At 73.5% G+C, this 15,695-nt stretch carries 13 protein-coding genes and 1 pseudogene; 5 read left to right on the top strand and 9 right to left on the bottom strand.

Translation table 11 applies throughout. The annotated features are described in order from the left end of the window. Window positions 1–61: 61 nt before the first annotated feature. On the top strand, window positions 62–541 hold the full coding sequence (locus FFT21_RS16255) for a nitroreductase family deazaflavin-dependent oxidoreductase (protein WP_225978460.1): 480 nt from the start codon (window positions 62–64) through the stop codon (window positions 539–541). Between the two features lie 38 nt (window positions 542–579). Here the strand turns inward: FFT21_RS16255 and FFT21_RS16250 are convergent, their stop codons facing one another. From FFT21_RS16250 to FFT21_RS16235, 4 genes are all read right to left on the bottom strand, one after another. After that, complete coding sequence (locus FFT21_RS16250) at window positions 580–1,701, bottom strand: enolase C-terminal domain-like protein (protein ID WP_225978459.1); 1,122 nt, start codon at window positions 1,699–1,701, stop codon at window positions 580–582. A 45-nt stretch (window positions 1,702–1,746) separates the two neighbouring features. Continuing rightward, window positions 1,747–2,778, bottom strand: coding sequence for an SDR family oxidoreductase (locus FFT21_RS16245; RefSeq protein WP_137814720.1), 1,032 nt, complete (start codon window positions 2,776–2,778; stop codon window positions 1,747–1,749). Window positions 2,779–3,135: 357 nt separating this feature from the next. Beyond that, the gene (locus tag FFT21_RS16240; RefSeq protein ID WP_137814719.1) at window positions 3,136–4,302 is read right to left on the bottom strand and encodes a cytochrome P450; all 1,167 of its coding nucleotides are present in this window, start codon (window positions 4,300–4,302) and stop codon (window positions 3,136–3,138) included. Between the two features lie 130 nt (window positions 4,303–4,432). Continuing rightward, window positions 4,433–5,587 (bottom strand): acyl-CoA dehydrogenase family protein, encoded by a 1,155-nt coding sequence (locus FFT21_RS16235; RefSeq protein WP_137814718.1) that lies wholly within the window; start codon window positions 5,585–5,587, stop codon window positions 4,433–4,435. 117 nt (window positions 5,588–5,704) lie between these two features. Here FFT21_RS16235 and FFT21_RS16230 point away from each other — a divergent pair, with 117 nt between their 5' ends. Together FFT21_RS16230 and FFT21_RS16225 are read left to right on the top strand one after the other, a co-directional pair. Further along, window positions 5,705–7,138: a 3' terminal RNA ribose 2'-O-methyltransferase Hen1 gene (locus tag FFT21_RS16230; protein WP_137814717.1), complete on the top strand. Its 1,434-nt coding sequence runs from the start codon at window positions 5,705–5,707 to the stop codon at window positions 7,136–7,138. Then, window positions 7,135–9,680: pseudogene (locus FFT21_RS16225) on the top strand (polynucleotide kinase-phosphatase). Before FFT21_RS16230 ends, FFT21_RS16225 begins: the two are co-directional and overlap by 4 nt. 122 nt (window positions 9,681–9,802) lie before the next feature. Here the strand turns inward: FFT21_RS16225 and FFT21_RS16220 are convergent. The 3 genes from FFT21_RS16220 to FFT21_RS16210 form a co-directional block, all read right to left on the bottom strand. Beyond that, window positions 9,803–10,315, bottom strand: coding sequence for a hypothetical protein (locus tag FFT21_RS16220; protein WP_137814716.1), 513 nt, complete (start codon window positions 10,313–10,315; stop codon window positions 9,803–9,805). Window positions 10,316–10,424: 109 nt separating this feature from the next. Further along, window positions 10,425–12,047 (bottom strand): N,N-dimethylformamidase beta subunit family domain-containing protein, encoded by a 1,623-nt coding sequence (locus FFT21_RS16215; RefSeq protein ID WP_137814715.1) that lies wholly within the window; start codon window positions 12,045–12,047, stop codon window positions 10,425–10,427. A gap of 218 nt (window positions 12,048–12,265) precedes the next feature. After that, complete coding sequence (locus tag FFT21_RS16210; RefSeq protein ID WP_137814714.1) at window positions 12,266–13,024, bottom strand: sulfite exporter TauE/SafE family protein; 759 nt, start codon at window positions 13,022–13,024, stop codon at window positions 12,266–12,268. Window positions 13,025–13,218: 194 nt separating this feature from the next. On the opposite strand from FFT21_RS16210, the gene FFT21_RS16205 reads away from it, so the two are divergent. Both FFT21_RS16205 and FFT21_RS16200 read left to right on the top strand, forming a co-directional pair. Beyond that, complete coding sequence (locus FFT21_RS16205; protein ID WP_137814713.1) at window positions 13,219–13,863, top strand: PadR family transcriptional regulator; 645 nt, start codon at window positions 13,219–13,221, stop codon at window positions 13,861–13,863. Between the two features lie 187 nt (window positions 13,864–14,050). Beyond that, window positions 14,051–14,362: a hypothetical protein gene (locus FFT21_RS16200; RefSeq protein WP_137814712.1), complete on the top strand. Its 312-nt coding sequence runs from the start codon at window positions 14,051–14,053 to the stop codon at window positions 14,360–14,362. Window positions 14,363–14,369: 7 nt separating this feature from the next. On the opposite strand, the gene FFT21_RS16195 is transcribed toward FFT21_RS16200, so the two are convergent. Then, entirely contained in the window at window positions 14,370–15,356 is a 987-nt protein-coding gene (locus FFT21_RS16195) for an oxygenase MpaB family protein (protein ID WP_137814711.1), read from the bottom strand. Between the two features lie 115 nt (window positions 15,357–15,471). After that, window positions 15,472–15,639, bottom strand: coding sequence for a hypothetical protein (locus FFT21_RS28855; RefSeq protein WP_153816556.1), 168 nt, complete (start codon window positions 15,637–15,639; stop codon window positions 15,472–15,474). Window positions 15,640–15,695: the final 56 nt, after the last annotated feature.

Genomic DNA, 15,695 nt, shown 5'->3' with positions numbered 1-15,695 from the left:
GGTAGAACTTGTTCTACTGTGGGCGGGTGGTCGCCGTCCGGCAAGGCCAGAGGAGGGTGCGGTGCGCAGAACCAGGCCGGCACAGCTCGACTCGCCGATCGTGCCGCGCGCCATGAGAATCATGTCCCGGCTGAACACCCGGATCTACCGGGCCACCGGCGGGCTGCTGGGCAGCCGGTGGCGGGTGGGTAGCGCCTTTCCCCGCGGCGTTCCGGTCTGCCTGCTCACCACGCGGGGGCGGCGCACCGGTCAGTGGCACACCACTCCCCTGCTCTACCTCGCCGACGGTGAGCGGGTGATCCTGGTGGCCTCCCAGGGCGGCCTGCCGCGCCACCCGGCCTGGTACCACAACGTCCGCGCCGATCCCGAGGTCACCGTGCAGATCCGGCGGCAGACCCGCCGCATGCGCGCGCGGGTGGCGGACGAGCGGGAGCGCGCCGAGCTCTGGCCCCGGCTGGTGCGCATGTACGCGGACTTCGAGACGTACCAGTCCTGGACCGACCGGCAGATCCCGGTGGTCATCTGCGAACCCGCGGGCTGAACGCCGGCCGGTGCACCTTTCCGCGCGGCGCAGGGAGGTCAGTCGCGGCGCGTCGCGTGGACCCGGTAGGGCTGCAGGTCGCTCCAGCGGACGTCCAGGCCGAGTCCCGGGCGGTCGGTGGCCGGCCGCAGCACCCCGCCGGCCGGGTCGAGAGTCCCGGCGAAGGCGAGGCGCTCGACGCGCACGTGGTCGTGGAAGTACTCCAGGTGACGCAGCCGGGGCACGGCGCAGAACGCGTGCGCCGACACCGCCGGTGCGCAGTGCGCGGACAGGTCCACCCGCCAGGCAGCGGCGAGCCCGGCCGCCTGCAGCAGGCCGGTGATCCCACCGCAGCGGGTCACGTCGGCCTGCAAGCAGTCCACCGCGCCCGCGCGCAGCAGGCCGGCGAAGTCGTCCAGCCCGAAGGCGTACTCGCCGGCCGCGATGTCCATTCCGGACGGTCCGCGGTCCCGGAGCAGGCGCAGCCCGTCAAGATCCTGGGAGGTCACCGGTTCCTCGAACCAGGTGACGCCCCACTCGTCGTGGAACCGCCAGGCCCAGGACAGCGCCTCCTTGCGGCCCAGCGCCCCGTTGGTGTCCACGAACAGGTCCGCGTCGTCGCCGATGGCCTTGCGCGCCGCGGACAGCCGGCGCGGATCGGCGTCCGGGTCGCGGGAGGTCTTCATCTTCACCCGGGGGATGCCGCTGTCCACCCAGCCGGCCAGCTGCTCGGTGAGCCGGTCCAGCGGGTAGTTGGTGAAGCCGCCGCTGCCGTAGACCGGGACGTGCTCGTGGCATGCGGGCAGCGCCCGGTAGAGCGGCACGCCAAGCAGCCGGGCGTGCAGATCCCACAGCGCGATGTCCACCGCGGCGACCGCCATGGCACCGGCCCCAGGCTGGCCGGCGTTGCGCAGCGCGGCGAGCATCGGCCGCCAGCACGCCGCCGGGGTGGCCGCGTCCGCGCCGCGCACCACCCCGGCCAGCTTCGAGTCGATCAGCGTGGCCACCGACGCGTCGGCGTAGGTGTAGCCGATGCCGGTGCGCCCGCCGCCGGACACCTCGACCAGCACCATCGTCGTGGAGTCCCACTCCAACGTGCCGTCGGACTCCACCCCGTCCGGGCCGTCGGTCGGCACGGTGAACGCGTGCGTGCGTACCTCGTCCACCACGGCGGCGCCCATCATGCTTCACCCCTGTCCGATCCGCGCGGTCGCCGGTGCCACGGCTCACCCCGGGCGGCCGTTCCGGCGGCGGCGCAGCAGGCCGAGTACCGCGCCGCCGGCCAGCGCCGCCCCGGCCAGCGCACCGTGGTGCTGCGAGGCCCAGAGCTGGACGCTGCGGCCGTGCGCCGAGGGGTCGAAGGCGCCGTGCGCGCCGTAGTCCCGGCCGCCGGGGCCGTCCGCGGGCTGCCACAGGTTGCCCACTCCGGTCGGCGGCAGCGAGGACGTCTGCTGGGCCCGGTAGCCGGTGCGGGCCAGGTAGCGGTCCAGCAGGCCGGGCGCGACCTTGTTGGCCAGCAGGGTGAGCGCCGTGGAGCCGCCCACCCAGTACTCCCGCCGACGCGGATGCTCCGCCGCGTACACCAGTGCCCGCGCCGCCACCTCCGGCTGGTAGATCGGCGGCAGCGGCTGCGGGTGCTTCGGCAGCCGGGAGAGCACCCAGTCGAACTGCGGCGTGTTGACCGCCGGCAACTGCACCATGGTGATCCGCACGTTGCTCTTCTCGTGCCGCAACTCGCAGCGCAGCGACTCAGTGAAGCCCTGGATGGCGTGCTTGGCCCCGCAGTAGGCGGACTGCAGCGGAACACCACGGTAGGCCAGCGCCGACCCGGTCTGCACGATCACGCCGCGGTCGCGTCGGCGCATCCGCTCCAGCGCCACCCGGGTGCCCCAGACGAACCCCAGGTAGGTGACCCGGGTGACCCGTTCGAACTCCTCCGGGTCCAGCTCGGTGAACGGGCCGAACACCGAGCTGAACGCGGTGTTGATCCACACGTCGATCGGCCCCAGCTCGGCCTCCACCCGCTCCGCGGCGTCCCGCATCGCCGGGTAGTGGCTGGCGTCGACGGCCACCGGTAGCGCGCGGCCACCGGCGTCCCGCACGTCCTTCGCGGCGGCCTCCAGGCCCACCTCGCCGCGGGCCAGCAACGCCACCGCGGCGCCCCGCTCGCCGAGCAACCGCGCGGTCACCCGGCCGACGCCGCCGCTGGCGCCGGTGACCACGGCGACCCGATCCCGCAGTCCAGCATGTCCGGCCATCGCGTTCGTGCTCCTCTCCGCGCTCACCGTGCCGGCGGGCCAGCGCCGCACATCGCCGTAACCCGCGGATACCCTGCCGCCGCGAAACCCGAACGCGGCCTTGGCCGCGGCGGCATCCCACGCCACCCGCCCGCCGCTGCCCGTCGCACCGTCCCGCACAACTGTCGGCTAGGACAACATTTGTGCGGTGCAATTCTTTTCCGTTGATTGCCCGCTGGGCGCCGCGGCCAAACCCGCGCAGCGCGGCTCCGTCGCATGGTCGGCCGGTCGTGCGGAGCGGCCGAGCGGATGGCCCGCAGCCTGCTCGAACCCGGCCGCCGCGCGCTGTCCCCCGCGGAACAGCACGCCGATCGTGGGTCAGCGGGGCGTGAGCCGGACCGGGAAGGAGGTGACGCCCCGGACGAACGCGTTCGGCAGGATGCGCGGACCCACCTCGTCCGCCCGCTCCGCGGTGCCCACCCGGCGGACGAACTCCTCGAAGAACAGCCGCAGTTCCAGCCGGGCGAGCGCGGCGCCCAGGCAGAAGTGCGTGCCCAGGCCGAACGCGATGTGCCCGCCGGCGGGCCGGGTCACGTCGAAGGCGTCCGGGTCGGTGAACACCGCCTCGTCCCAGTTGGCCGACCCGTACATCAGCATCACCTGGCCGCCCGCCGGAATGCGCTGGCCGGCGATCTCCGCGTCGGCGGCGGCCACCCGGCACATGTTGAGGATCGGCGTGGTCCACCGAATGAACTCCTCGACCGCGTTCTCCACCAGTGCCGGGTCGGCGCGCAGCAGGTCCCACTGGTCGGGGTGCCGGATCAGCGCGTCGATCGCGCCGGCGATCACCGTGCGGGTGGTCTCCGCGCCGCCGACCAGGAGCAGCAGCGCCTCGTGCGCGAGTTCGGCCTCGTCGTAGTTCGGGTCGCCGTCGCCGACGTTGCACCACACCGACAGCAGGTCGCCGGTGGCCCGGCCGCTGCGGTCCTCGGCCATGCCCAGCACGGCCTCGGCGTACTCGGCGGCGGCGACCGTGGCCGCCTCGGTGATGTAGCGCTGGCCGCCGCCGGCCACCACCGCGGCGGCCGACCAGTGCGCAAGCCGGGGCCAGGCGTCCTCGGGGAAGCCGAGCAGCCAACCGATGGTGCGGGCCGGAAGCGGCGCGGCCAGCGCGGGCACCGCGTCCACCGTGCCCTCGGCCAGCGCGGCGTCCAGCAGTTCGGACACCGTGGCCCGGATCCGGTCCGCGTACTCGAGCACCGCGCGCGGGGTGAACCGGTGGTACACCAGCCGCCGGCGCCGGGTGTGCTCCGGGTCGTCGGTGCCGATCATCGACGGGTCGGCGGGCATGAGCTGCGGGCGGTAGCCGCCGGAGTTGGTCCACAGTGTCTGGTCGCGCTCGATCGCGCAGATGTCGGCGTGCCGGGAGACGCCCCACAGCCGGTTCGCCGCGTCGTGGTAGACCGGCGCGTTGCCGCGCAGCCAGGCGTAGACCGGGCCGGGATCGCCCGCGTATAGGTCGCCGTCGAGCAGGTCGATGTCCATCGCGGTGGCCTCTCGCGCGTTGCAAGACTACTGTCCAGACTAGCGTCCAGCTCGGCGCGGCAACAGGCCGAACAAGCGCTTGGCTGCCGATGCCGCGGGTGGTCGGTCCAGCCCCGGCGGTGTTCGCGTGCTACTCCAGGCCGCCGCGGGCGACGAGTTGGCGGGCGATCACGTTCTGCTGGATCTCATTGGTGCCCTCGCCGACGATCATCAGCGGGGCGTCCCGGAAGTACCGCTCCACGTCGAACTCGGTGGAGTAGCCGTAACCGCCGTGGATGCGCAGCGCATTGAGCGCTACCTCCATGGCGACCTCGGAGCAGAACAGCTTGGCCATGCCCGCCTCCAGATCGGAGCGCTCCCCCGAGTCGAACCGTCGCGCGGCGTGCAGCAGCAGTTGCCGCGCGGCGGTCAGCTTGCTGGCCATCGTGGCGAGGTAGTTGCCGATCGACTGGTGCTGCCAGATCGGCCGGCCGAAGCTCTCCCGCTCCTGGGCGTAGCGCAGCGCGTCGTCGAACGCGGCCCGCGCCACCCCGGTGGCCCGCGCGGCCACCTGGATGCGCCCGATCTCCAGGCCGCGCATCATCTGCGCGAAACCCTCACCCTCCCGCTCACCGAGCAACGCGGCCGCGGGCACCCGGAAGTCCGAAAAGGACAGTTCGCAGCTTTCCACGCCCTTGTACCCGAGCTTGGGCAGATCACGGGACACCGAGAACCCGGGGCCCTTCTCCACCAGCAGGATGCTGATTCCCCGGTACGCCGGCCGGGCCTCCGGATCGGTCTTGCACAGCAGCGCGACCAGCCCGGCGCGACGCGCGTTGGTGATCCAGGTCTTGCTGCCGTTGACCACGTACCCGTCGCCGTCGCGGCAGGCCACCGTACGCATGGCCTGCAGGTCCGACCCGCCGCCCGGTTCGGTGAGCGCCATGGTCGCGCGCAGCTCGCCGGTGGCCATCCGGGGCAGGTAGCGCCGCTTCTGCTCCTCGGTGCCGTAGGCCAGCAGCAGCGTGGCCACCACGGTGTGCCCGCCCATGGCGCCGGCCAGGCTCATCCAGCCACGCGCCAACTCCTCGGTCACCAGCGCGTAGCACTCGGTGGACACCCGCAGGTCCCCGTACGGCGGCGGAATCACCAGCCCGAACACGCCGAGCCGCTTCATCTGCTCGATGAGCCGCTCCGGATAGGTGTTGCCGTGCTCCAGCTCGCGCGCGACCGGCCGGACCTCCCGGTCGACGAAGTCGCGGACCGTGGCGACGATCGCCCGCTGCTCCTCATCCAGCCCGTCCATCGCTGCCCTCCCCGTGCCCGGTCACCGGCGCGACCGCACCCTAACGCCGCTGCCGTTCGCCGCCGTCGATCACCTAATCCGGCGGACGCGGGCCGCCGGATTGGGCACACTCACGGCGTGCTGCTGACCCTCACGTCCACCGTTCCCGATGCCGCCCCGGCGGAGACACGTGCCACCGACCTGGGCTACCTGCTGCACAAGCATCCGGGACGGGCGCAGACCTTCGACGAGTCCGTCGGCCGGGTGCACGTCTGCTACCCGGAGGCGACCGACGACCGGTGCACGGTCGCGGTGCTGCTCGAGGTGGACCCGGTCGGCCTGGTGCGGCGCGGGCGGTCCGGCGGGGACGCGTTCGCCCTCGGGCAGTACGTCAACGACCGGCCCTACGCGGCGTCGTCGATGCTGGCGGTCGCGGTGCGACGGGTGTTCGGCACGGCCATGGCCGGACGCTGCGAGCAGCGCCCCGACCTGGTCGACCGGCGGTGGCCGCTGCGGGTGGAACTCCCGGCGGTGCCCTGCCGCGGCGGCCCGGACCTGGCCGAGCGGCTGTTCGCGCCGCTGGGGTGGCGGGTGGACGCGACCCCGCTGCCGCTGGACCCCGAGGTGCCGGAATGGGGCGACTCCCACCACGTCGACCTTCGGCTCACCGGGGAGCAGCGGCTGGCCGACGCGCTCCGCCACCTCTACGTGCTGCTTCCGGTGCTGGACGACGCCAAGCACTACTGGGTGGGCGCCGACGAGGTGGACAAGCTGCTGCGCACCGCCGGGACCTGGCTGCCGGACCATCCGGAACGCGACCTGATCACCCGCCGGTACCTGGTCAACCAGCGCGGCCTGGTGAACGACGCGGTGGCCAGGCTGGCCGAGCTGGAGGGGCTGGACGGCGGCACGCCCACCGACGAGGAGGCCGGCGCGGACGCACCGCACCGCGAGTCGCTGGCCCGGCAGCGCCGGCAGGCGGTCTTCGCGGAGCTGCGCGAGGCACGGGCGTCCCGGGTGGTCGACCTCGGCTGCGGTGAGGGCGCGCTGCTGCGTGAGCTGCTCGCCGACCCGTCCTTCACCGAGGTGGTCGGCGTCGACGTGGCCGACCGGGCGCTCCGGGCGGCCGAACGCCGGCTCGGCCTGGACCGGCTGCCGGACCGGCAGCGGGAACGCCTGCGGCTGTGGCAGTCCTCGCTGACCTACCGCGACCGGCGGCTCGCCGGATTCGACGCCGCGGTCCTAATGGAGGTGATCGAGCACGTGGACCCGGACCGGCTGCCCGCGCTGGAACACAACGTCCTCCACCTGGCCCGGCCGGCGACGGTGCTGGTGACCACGCCGAACGCCGAGCACAACGTGCGGTTCCGGTGGCTGCCGCCCGGCGCGCCCCGCCATCCCGACCACCGGTTCGAGTGGTGCAGGGCCGAGTTCCGCGCGTGGGCGGAGCGGGTCGCGGCGCACGCCGGGTACCGGGTGCGGTTCCGGCCCGTCGGCGAGGACGACCCGGAGGTCGGCCCGCCCACCCAGATGGCCGTGTTCCGGCGCGCCGACACGGAGGTGAGCCCGTGATCCGGGAGCTGCCGATTCCCGAGCTGTCCCTGGTCGTGCTGGTCGGCGTGTCCGGGTCCGGCAAGTCCAGCTTCGCGGCGAAGCACTTCGGGCGCTACGAGGTGATCTCCAGCGACTTCTGCCGCGGCCTGGTGGCCGACGACGAGAACGACCAGTCCGCCACCCCGGCCGCCTTCGAGGTGCTGCACCTCATCGCCGGCAGGCGGCTGGCCGCCGGCCGGCTCACCGTGGTCGACGCCACCAACGTGCAGCAGGACGCGCGCCGGCAACTGGTCGACCTGGCCCGCGCGCACGACGTCCTCCCGGTGGCCATCGTGCTCGACGTGCCCGAGGACGTGTGCGTGGCCCGCAACGCCGCCCGCGCCGACCGCGATTTCGGTGCCGGGGTGGTGCGCCGGCAGCACGGCCAGCTTCGCCGCTCGCTGCGCGGCCTGGCCAGGGAGGGCTTCCGCGTGGTGCACGTACTCCGCGGCGTCGAGGAGGTGGACGCGGCGCGGATCGTCCGGGAGAAGCTGCGCAACGACCACCGGCACGAGACCGGCCCGTTCGACGTGATCGGGGACGTGCACGGCTGCCGCGCCGAGTTGGAGTCGCTGTTGACCCGGCTCGGCACCGGCTCGTCCGCGACGGCGCGGGGCGCCCCGTCGACGCCAAGCACCCGGACGGGCGCACGGCCGTGTTCGTCGGCGACCTGGTGGACCGCGGCCCCGACTCGCCGGGCGTGCTGCGGCTGGTGATGGGCATGGTCGGCGCCGGGCACGCGATGGCGGTGCCGGGCAACCACGAGAACAAGCTGGTGCGCGCGCTGCGCGGGCGCAATGTCAAGGTCAGCCACGGGCTCGCCGAGACGCTGGAGCAACTGTCCGCCGAGGGCGAGGAGTTCACCAGGGAGGTCGAGCTGTTCTGCGACGGCCTGGTGTCCCACCTGGTGCTGGACGGCGGCCGGCTGGTGGTCGCGCACGCCGGCCTGAAGGAGGAGTACCACGGCCGCGCCTCGGGGCGGGTACGCAGCTTCGCGCTGTACGGCGACACCACCGGGGAGACCGACGAGTACGGCCTGCCGGTCCGCTACCCGTGGGCGAACGACTACCGGGGCCGCGCGATGGTGGTGTACGGGCACACGCCGACCGTGGACCCGGAGTGGGTCAACAACACCATCTGCGTGGACACCGGCTGCGTGTTCGGCGGCCGGCTCACCGCGCTGCGCTACCCGGAGCGCGAACTCGTCTCGGTGCCGGCCGAGCGCGAGTGGTACCAGCCGGTCAAGCCGCTGCGCCCGGCCGGGGAGGACCGGCGAGGACCGGGCGAACTGGACCTCACCGACGTGACCGGCAGGCGGGTCGTGGCCACCGCCCACCACGGCCGGATCACCGTCCGGGAGGACCAGGCGGCCGGCGCGCTGGAGGTGATGAGCCGGTTCGCGCTGCATCCCCGCTGGCTGATCTACCTGCCGCCGACCATGGCGCCCTGCCCCACCTCGGCGCGCCCGGAGTTCCTGGAACATCCGGACGAGGCGTTCCACGCCTACCGCGGCGCCGGCGTCACCCGGGTCGTCTGCGAGGAGAAGCACATGGGCTCGCGCGCGGTGACCCTGGTGTGCCGGGACGAGCGGGTCGCCAGGGACCGGTTCGGCGCCGACCCGGGCGTCACCGGCGCCGTCTACACCCGCACCGGGCGGCGGTTCTTCGACGCCGAGCGCACCGAGCAACTGCTGGCCCGGGTGCGGGCGGCGGCCGACCGGGCCGGGCTGTGGGCCGAACTCGACGCGGCATGGCTGCTGCTCGACGGTGAGCTGCTGCCCTGGTCGGCGAAGGCCGAGGACCTGCTGCGCCAGCAGTACGCCGCGGTGGGCGCGGCCGCCCGGTCGGCGCTGCCCGCCGCCGTCGCCGTGCTGCGGCGCGCCAGCGACCGCGGCCTGGACGTCGCCGACCTGTTGGCCCGCACCCGGTCCCGGGCGGCCAACGCCGAGGCGTTCACCCGCGCCTACCGCGGCTACCACTGGCCCACCGACGGGCTGTCCGGCGTGGCCCTGGCACCCTTCCAGGTCCTGGCCAGCGACCGGGCCGGCTACGAGACCCAAGACCACGGCTGGCACCTGGCGATCGCGGACCGGCTGGCCGCCGCCGACCCCGACCTGCTGCGCGGCACCCGCCGCCTGCCGGTCGACCTGGACGACCCCGCGTCGACCGCGGCCGCGGTGTCCTGGTGGGAGGAACTGACCGGCACCGGCGGTGAGGGCATGGTGGTGAAACCCGCGGCCAACCTCGTCCACGGGCCGCGGGGGCTGGTGCAGCCGGGGCTGAAGGTGCGCGGCCGCGAGTACCTGCGACTGGTCTACGGGCCGGACTACCTCGAACCCGGCAACCTCGACCGGCTCCGGCAACGTCACCTCGGCCGCAAGCGATCGCTGGCGCTCCGGGAGTACGCCCTCGGCCTGGAGTCGCTGCGCCGCGCGGTGGCCGGGGAACCGCTGTGGCGGGTGCACGAACCGGTGTTCGCCGTCCTGGCGCTGGAGTCCGAGGCCGTCGACCCCCGGCTGTAGCCGAGCGCGCCGACCGGTGCACGCTCCGTGGCCGGCTTCGGCGCGGACACCGGCCACGGTGCTTGTGCCTGAACGCGCGCCGCGATCGCGTCGCAGGGTCGGTCCGGTTCCGGAACGGGCTGTCAGCGGCTCGGCGCGGGCGCGGTGCTGACCAGAGGCACCCCGGTGCTCTCGCCCCGCTCGGCGGCCAGGTGCCTGGCGCACAGCCGCCGCCGCTCGCCGATGTCGGGATCGTCGACCACGGCGACCGCCGGCTGGTCACAGTGCCGCACCCAGCGCGGCCCCGGCCAGCGGCGCCGGCAGGTGCGCACCGAGCACCGGATTCCCTCCGGCGACGGCCGTAGGGTGTCCCCGTGCTGCGGGCACACCGCCAGTAACACCGAGCACACGTCCTGGTCAGCGGCGAGGGCGGCGTCGCGTTCGCGTTGCCGCTGCCGTGCCAGCGCGACCTGCAACCGGCGCGGCGACGGCAGCACCAGTTCCACGTCCTCCTCCGCGACCCCGTGTGCGATCAGCACCTCCGCCATCCGCAGCAGCACGTCCCGCGCCCGGATCGACTCGGTGCCAGTGCCGTCGCCGAACGGATACGGCGTCCACACCGAGCCGAGTCCGCATCCGTGGCCACCGTCGTCCATGTGATCGCCTCCTGGCATCGGAACCCTCCCACGGCCGGTCACTCGGTCCTCTCACCTCGTCAGCGCCGGAGCACCGATTTTCGTCACCGTTCCGTGACCTGCGGGCGCTTCAGCGCGCCGCCGGCGGGTAGATGCGTTGCCAGTTCGGCTGAGACGGTTGGACGTCCCCGGCCGGGCCCTGCCCGAACACCCGCAGCAGGTTGCCGGTGATCCGCCGCACCACCTCGGCGGGGCAGGGGACGCCCCGCGGGCACGGGGCCAGCGCCGGAATCCAGTTGTTGGTCCCGGAGTCGAACACGCCGGCGTGGCCGCGCGGGTCGGTGTAGTACGTCATGTCGGAGTAGAACACCGGCCCGTTCCGGGTGTTCGCCTCCGCCTGGGCCACCGGCAGCGGGGAGTGGCCGAAGATCTGCACGTCGGGCGGGTGGCCCCCGCCGGCGTCGAAACGGTCCACATCGGACCGGATCACCCCGGGAACGACGGCGCCGTCGCGCAGCCCGGTGCCGGCGAAGATCCACGCCCCGGCGTCGACCACGGTGAACCCGCCGGGCGGGGCGTTCGGCCGGAGGAACCCGTTGTAGGCGGCGCCGACGAAGTCGCTCTCCGGCCAGTTCGCCGGTGGCGCAGCCCAGGTGTTGCCGGTGACCTCCAGCGGATCACCGCGGCCGTTCAGCGGGTCCTCCGCGGCGTCCCGGTAGTCGACCACCTCGCGGCCCTGCCCGAGCGGGGAGTCCTGCAGCCGCACGTGCCGCAGGATCGGGCTGGCGCCGAAGAAGACGAGGTTGACCCCGTGGTCGTGGGCGGCGACGGCGGCCCGCCGCTCCGCCAGCGACCAGCACTCGTCGTGCCCCAGCGACAGCAGCGCCCGGTGCGCCAGCGCCACCTCGGGATGCTGCACCAGGGTGAGATCGGTGGCGTAGGAGACGTCCAGCCCGTTCTCCTCCGCCCACCACACCAGCGGCGCCTCCAGGTCGAGGAAGTCCCCGGTGCCCTGCCCGTCGCCGTACGGGCGGTCGTCGGAGACCACCCGGGCCCGCGAGCACAGCGGGTACCCGCCCCGGCAGGTGCCGTGGCCGGCGTAGAAGTCGAAGCCGCCGTAGGGATTCCACGCCTGCCAGGTGAACACGTCGTTCTTGACCAGGTAGGTGGCGTGGCTCGCCGGGTCCCACACCGTGAGCGGAACGTAGCTCTGTGCCCCGCCGCTGCCGACCAGCTTGAGCAGGTAGTCACCGGGCACGAACGCCGGGGTGAGGGCCATCCGCAGGGACGGAGCCCAGTTGTCGCAGGCCACCATGTTGGTGCCCGGCGTCACCGGGCACGGCGGCTGCCGCGCCGCCGGCGCCTCGTCGGAGCGCCACACCAGGCGCGCACCGGCGCCCTGGTAGTAGCCCACCCGGTAGGCCTCGACGTGGAACCGGGGTGCGTCGCCGGACACGTACAGCGTCACGGTCTGCCCCCGGCTGGCGTAGACCTGGTCGGCGAAACCCTCGATGCCGCCCGGCGTGCCACCGATCCGCCACTCCGGGCTGCCCGGCCGCCGGTTCTCCTCGATCACCCACGCCGCGGTGACCCCCACCGGTCCGAGTGTGGTGGCCGGTGCGGGTGGGCTGGCCGGGCCGGCGGGTCCGGCCGCGTGCGGGGACCGGGCACCGCGGCCCAGCAGGGCGGCGAGCACCGCGGCGGCGACCAGCACGGTCACCAGTCCCGCCAGCAGCACCGCTCTCCGGGACACCGGGAACCTCCACCGCCAGCATCCCAGCACCGGCGGCCGGCCACCACGGTGTCAGTGCCTGTTCGGTCAACGCGCGCCGCGATCGCGTCGCCGGGGCGCGACCGCACATGGCACTTCGGCTGTGCCTGACAGAACGCCCCGCCGCCGCGATCGCGGGGCTTCGCCCTGGCGCGTTCCCGTGCTCGTCATCGCAGGTAAGTCCTGACCGGAACAGTCTGTCAGCGGTAGGCCTTGACGCCGAGGTAGCCGGCCAGCCCCAGGCCGGCGAGCCCGATGGCCACCCGCATCGCGCGGGCGGGGGCGTGCCGGACGACCAGCGGGCCGAGCCAGCCGCCGAGCAGGAACCCGAGCGCCAACGGCAGCACCGCGGCCCAGCGCACCGACCCGAAGAACCCGAACGCCACCGCGGCCACCGCGTTGGCCAGGCACATCGTCACGTTCTTCAGCGCGTTGCTGCGGGCGAGCGTCTCCGAGGTGACGGCGAGCAGTACCGCCAGCAGCAGCACGCCGGCGGCGGCGCCGAAGTAGCCGACGTAGATGGCGACCAGGAAGGTGGCGGCGGTGGGCACCGCACCGGCCTCGGCGGTTCGCAGCCGCCGCACCAGCCGCTGCGGCTGCACCAGGATCAGCACCGACGCCACGCCGATCAGCCACGGCACGGCCAGGGCGAACGCGCCGGGTGGGGTGTGCAGCAGGAGGCCGGCGCCGAGGGCACCGCCCAGCAGTGCCGCCACGCCGAGCCGGCGCAGCCGCGTCGCCTGCCCGGTCAACTCGACCCGGGAGCCCAGCGCCGAGCCGACCCCGCTGAACACCAGCGCGACGGTATTGGTGACGTTGGCGGTGACCGGCGGCAGCCCGATGCCGAGCAGCGCGGGGTAGCTGATCAGCGAGGCGAGCCCGGCGACGCTCCCGATCAGCCCCGCCCCGACGCCGGCGACGGAGAGCAGCACCACCTCGGGGATCGACACTTCCGCCATTCTCGCGGCTGGACCGCGCGGCACCAGGTGAACGTGAGAATCCCAACCCGGCAGCCAGCCGGCGGTGTGGACGGCACCGTTCGGCGGCAACGGTCACGTCCTTCCCGGCCACGGCCTTCCCAGCCGCCTCCTTGCCCGCGGTATATTCGCTTGCGTATACTCGGCCGCGAGTATTTGCAGATGAGGCGGAGGCCATGGCGAAGCGACGCAAGGTGAGCAACCTGCTCGGGCTCGCCGTGCTCGGCACCGTCGTACAACGGCCGATGCACCCCTACGAGATCGCCTCCCTGCTGCGCTCCCGCGGCAAGGAGGACGACATGGAGATCAAGTGGGGCTCGCTCTACACGGTGGTGCGGAACCTGGCCAAGCACGGGTTCATCGAGGTCGCGGACAGCACGCGGGAGGGCGCCCGCCCGGAGCGGACGGTCTACCGGATCACCGACGCCGGCCGCGCGGAACTGGTCGACTGGGTGCGCGAACTGGTCTCCACCCCGCAGCCGGAACACCCGAGGTTCAAGGCCGGCCTTTCCATGCTCGCCGCGCTCACCCCGGACGAGGCCACCACCCTGCTGCGCCGCCGGCTCGACGCCGTGGAGGGCGGCATCGCCGCGCTGCGCGAGTCACTGGCCGAGTACCGCCGCGAGGTGCCCCGGCTGTTCCTGGTGGAGAGCGAGTACGAACTGGCGGTTCGCGAGGCGGAGGCGGCCTGGATCCGCTCGCTGGTCGACGACCTCGCCGCCGGCACGTTTCCCGACCTGACCGGGTGGCGGCACTGGCATGCCACCGGTGAGGTGCCGCTCGACCTCGCCGAACTGGCGGAAGGAGGCGGCACGGAGTAGAGCACCGGCCCCGGCGGGGGTGTTGCCGCACCACCGCCGGGGCCGGCGAACCTCGAACCGATACCCGCGGCATGCGAATCCGGACACGAGGTGGCAGCCGCAAGGATAGCCGGGTTCTCCCGCGGGGCGGGTTGGCACGCGTCGGCACCGGGATCCCCCGGTCCGCCGGATCCCCTGGGAGAACACCATGACGAAGGTACGGACCGCACTGGTCATCGGCGGCGGGATCGCCGGGCCGGTCGCGGCAGACCCTCGGGCCGCCTTCGCCGCCTACGAGCGCCGCAGGCGGCCACGGGTGGAGCGGATCGCCGCCCGCGCCGCGAAGGTCAACCATGTCAAGGCACCCGGTCCGCTGACCAGCGCGCTGCTGCCGGTGCTGATGCGGCTGATGACGAAGACCGTGATGCGGCCGGAGAAGGCCCTCGGACCGGAGCAGCGGTACCGCATCGACTGGGACACCGCCGTCCAGTCCGAAAAGGACACTCTGCGGGTGCGGTAGGAGACGGTCAGCGGTGGGCCCGGCGCCGCAGGTCCGCCGGCACGTAGTGCGCGGGATTGTGCCACTCACTGGCCGGCGGCAGATTGCGCACCGGGGTCTCCACCGGCGGCGCGTCGGCCGGGATCTCACCGGCCGCGCGCCGCCAACCGGCCCGCGCCCTCGGGTGGTACCGCCGGGAGCGCGGCACCAGCTTCCACCCGTGGTGGACGAGGCGGCCGAACCACCGCAGCAGCAGCTCGTCCGTGCGGGTCCACCGGTAGCCGAGCCGTTCCCGCACGGCCGGGTGGTACATGCCGACGGTGATCCACAGGTAGCCGCGGCCGAGTGGGATCCGCAGTAACCGCCACAGCGCGGCCGGCAGCCAGGACAGCGCGGGCGGCCTGGCCAGCGCGTGCACGTCGAGCACGTCCCGGGTGGCCCCGTTGTCCTCCAGCACCTCGCGGCACATGTGCTCCCAGTACGCCTGGAAGCTCTCCCAGTCCGGCGGGACCGGGCGCATGCTCACGCCGTAGAGCCGGTACCACCGCACGTGCTCGTCGAACAGCCGACGTTTGTCCAGTTCGGACAGACCGCCGCCGAAGTACTCGACGGTGAGGATGACGCTCATGAAGAACGTGGCGTGCGCCCAGTAGAAGGTGTCCGGGTTGAGCGCGTGGTAGGGCCGGCCGTGCCGGTCCACGCCGCTGATGGTGTTGTGGTAGCCGCGCACCTCGTGGGCGGTACGCACGGCTCGCGGCCCGTCGTAGACCACGCCGCCGATCGGGTACATCGAGCGGAACAACCGCTGCCAGCGCTCCTCGAAGAACCGGGAGTGCTGCTCCACCGCCACGCCGAGTTCGGGGTGCATGTTCTGCATCGAACCTGCCCACAGCGCCGCCAGCAGCCCCCGCCAGTCCCCGAAGTACTTCCAGGTCAACGAGTCGGGTCCGAGCGGGCGCGGCTGCTCCCGGGTGGTCGAGGCCTCGGCGCTCGTCCCGCTCCCCTGCCGCGTCATCGGACCGCCCCGCAGCCAACTGACAACCAATGTTGTCCGATTATGACCAGGGATCGCCGACCGTCAACGCCGGACGTTCCGCCGGTCAACGATCGGAAAGTCGCCGACCGCGGGCTCAGTCCGCGGCGCGCGGCGCGACGGACGCGGCCGCCTCGGACACGGCGGCGCCGGAGTCGGGGGCGGACTCGGTCAGCCGCTCCAGGTTCCGCATCCCGGTGCGCGGGCCGAACGCGCCGACGGTGACCGCGACGATCGCCCAGCACGCGGCGATGTAGACGAACACCGACTGGTAGCCGAAGGACCCGAAGACGGGTGTGGCCGGCGGAGATTGTGCGGCAT

The sequence above is a fragment of the Gandjariella thermophila genome (assembly GCF_005405885.1).
GTDB classification, from domain to species: domain Bacteria; phylum Actinomycetota; class Actinomycetes; order Mycobacteriales; family Pseudonocardiaceae; genus Gandjariella; species Gandjariella thermophila.
This window is presented reverse-complemented; position numbering and strand designations above follow the sequence as displayed.

Excerpts from the sequence above, each read along its gene's own strand:
- FFT21_RS16210 (WP_137814714.1), bottom strand. The coding sequence starts at position 13,024 with ATGGCGGAAGTGTCGATCCCCGAGGTGGTGCTGCTCTCCGTCGCCGGC.
- FFT21_RS16245 (WP_137814720.1), bottom strand. The coding sequence starts at position 2,778 with ATGGCCGGACATGCTGGACTGCGGGATCGGGTCGCCGTGGTCACCGGC.
- FFT21_RS16220 (WP_137814716.1), bottom strand. The coding sequence starts at position 10,315 with ATGGACGACGGTGGCCACGGATGCGGACTCGGCTCGGTGTGGACGCCG.
- FFT21_RS16200 (WP_137814712.1), top strand. The coding sequence starts at position 14,051 with ATGACGAAGGTACGGACCGCACTGGTCATCGGCGGCGGGATCGCCGGG.
- FFT21_RS16195 (WP_137814711.1), bottom strand. The coding sequence starts at position 15,356 with ATGACGCGGCAGGGGAGCGGGACGAGCGCCGAGGCCTCGACCACCCGG.
- FFT21_RS16235 (WP_137814718.1), bottom strand. The coding sequence starts at position 5,587 with ATGGACGGGCTGGATGAGGAGCAGCGGGCGATCGTCGCCACGGTCCGC.
- FFT21_RS16250 (WP_225978459.1), bottom strand. The coding sequence starts at position 1,701 with ATGGGCGCCGCCGTGGTGGACGAGGTACGCACGCACGCGTTCACCGTG.
- FFT21_RS16240 (WP_137814719.1), bottom strand. The coding sequence starts at position 4,302 with ATGGACATCGACCTGCTCGACGGCGACCTATACGCGGGCGATCCCGGC.
- FFT21_RS16205 (WP_137814713.1), top strand. The coding sequence starts at position 13,219 with ATGGCGAAGCGACGCAAGGTGAGCAACCTGCTCGGGCTCGCCGTGCTC.